The 1,873-nt window shown below is 57.1% G+C and carries 2 protein-coding genes; both read left to right on the top strand.

Going from position 1 to position 1,873, the window contains the following annotated elements:
* Window positions 1-295: 295 nt before the first annotated feature.
* A complete protein-coding gene (locus tag PGW49_RS10300; protein WP_270226436.1) occupies window positions 296-1,039 on the top strand; it encodes a DMT family transporter in 744 nt (247 codons plus the stop codon).
* A gap of 225 nt (window positions 1,040-1,264) precedes the next feature.
* The coding region (locus PGW49_RS10295; protein WP_270226435.1) for a PTS mannose/fructose/sorbose/N-acetylgalactosamine transporter subunit IIC at window positions 1,265-1,873 on the top strand (609 nt) is incomplete at its 3' end.

Below are 1,873 nucleotides of genomic sequence, written 5' to 3'. Positions count from 1 at the left end.
CTGATCGTGGCCACCATGGTCGTGGGCATCATCGGCGCGTTCTTCGGCGTGCTGGCGTAGGTTCCTGCGTTTTATTCTGCCCCCAAGGGAAACGGCGACCTATTGCGGTCGCCGTTTTTTATTACCGAAAGCTAGCTGGAGGTGCTTCGTGATTCGATCTGACAATCCACCCGATAATGGCGTGAGCGGGGCGATGTATCTATTTGGCACGGCGCTCTTGTGGAGTTTTATCGGCATCCTCGTTCGCGCCAATTCGCAGTCAGCTCTTTTGATCGGTGCCGTTACGGCAATATTTATGGCGCTCTTTATCCTGCTCGTTGGCAGGCCCGTCCTCCGCGTCAGCCGTCTTATTGTCCTTGTGGCCGTCTGCAACTTCGTGACGGGCACCACGTTTAACTTTGCCAACCAGCTCACGACGGTCGGCAACGCGATCGTCCTGCAGTACACCTCGATGATTTTTGTTATCGTGTATCAATCGCTCGCAACTCGCACGTTGCCCTCGCCTGCGAAGATTGCCTCCGTGGTGGTTGCTTTTACGGGTATGGGACTTTTCTTTTTAGGTGATTTGAGTGCCGAGGGCATGCTCGGAAATCTGCTTGCGGTCATTTCGGGCGCCACCTTTGGGCTGTGTTTCTTTTTGAACTCTCGCCCCGATGCGTCGCCCATGGTGTCCTCGCTCATCTCCTGCGGTATCTCGATGCTTCCGATCGTCTATTTTGCCGGCGCCCTAGACTCCGTGAGGCCATTTGAGTGGGGGCTCATGCTGGTGCATGGCCTTTTTTGCAGCGGTCTTGCGAGCGTGCTGTATGCCAAGGGGATCGCGCGCACCAACGCGTTTGCGGCCAACTTGGTTTGCATGAGCGAGGTCGTGCTCGCTCCCTGCTGGTCGGCGCTCTTCTTTGGCGAGGTCTTTCGCTGGAACGAGTTTTTGGGCGCGGCGATTATCGTTTTGGTGATTGTGGCCAACTTGGCATCCGATGCCTTTGGCGATGGCTTTCTGGTGGCGCTTGTCCGCCATCGAAACAAAGAGCGCGCCTGATGGGATACGTCTGCCGTTTACGGTAAAAAACACCCCGCTGAGCGAGTGGTATTAAATAGTAAGAACCTGCATATCTATAATTGGTATCAAATCATTTGTGCCTGGCATGGGTGTTAGCAGCACACCAGGTACGCTTCGAGCCGTGGAATCGAACTCCCGGAATTGATATCAACAACGCGCGCGACGGGAGTGACGACGGTTCGAGATTCCTTATTGGGAGGAATTATGCTTGTCCAAGCAATCCTCGTCGGCTTAGTCGGAGCGTTTGGATGCCTCGACTACCAGCTCGGCACCCTCTACGCGTTCCGCCCCATCGTCCTGTGCCCGCTCGTGGGCCTGGTGCTGGGGGACCTGCAGACCGGCCTTGCCGTCGGCGCCAGCCTGGAGTTGCTGTTCATGGGTTCGGTTTCCATCGGCGCCTACGTGCCGCCTAACGAAACCATCGGCGGCGTGCTCGCCTGCGCGTTTGCCATTCAGCTCGGTCAGGGTACCGAGACGGCCATCGCGCTCGCCATGCCCATCGCTGTCCTTTCGCTGACGATCGGCAACATTACTAGTGCCTTGTTCACCGTGTTTGTCGATATGGCAGACAGGTTCGCCCTCAAGGGAAACCTTAAAGGCATTTACGCCGTTCATTGGGGCATGGGTCTTTGGGGCTGCCTTGAGTATTTCCTGCTGTGCGGCGGCGCCTTCTATCTGGGCTCCGATGCCATCCAGGGCCTGCTCGACTTCGTCCCGTCCTTCATCATTGATGGTTGCGGCGTTGCCGCCAACATCCTGCCTGCCATGGGCTTCGCCATGCTCGGCCGCCTGGTGCTCACCAAGCAGCTCGTG

The organism is Collinsella aerofaciens, from assembly GCF_027679495.1.
Classification (GTDB): Bacteria; Actinomycetota; Coriobacteriia; order Coriobacteriales; family Coriobacteriaceae; genus Collinsella; species Collinsella aerofaciens_AK.
Note: the sequence above shows the minus strand (reverse complement) of the source record. Positions and strands in the feature narration are given on the sequence as shown.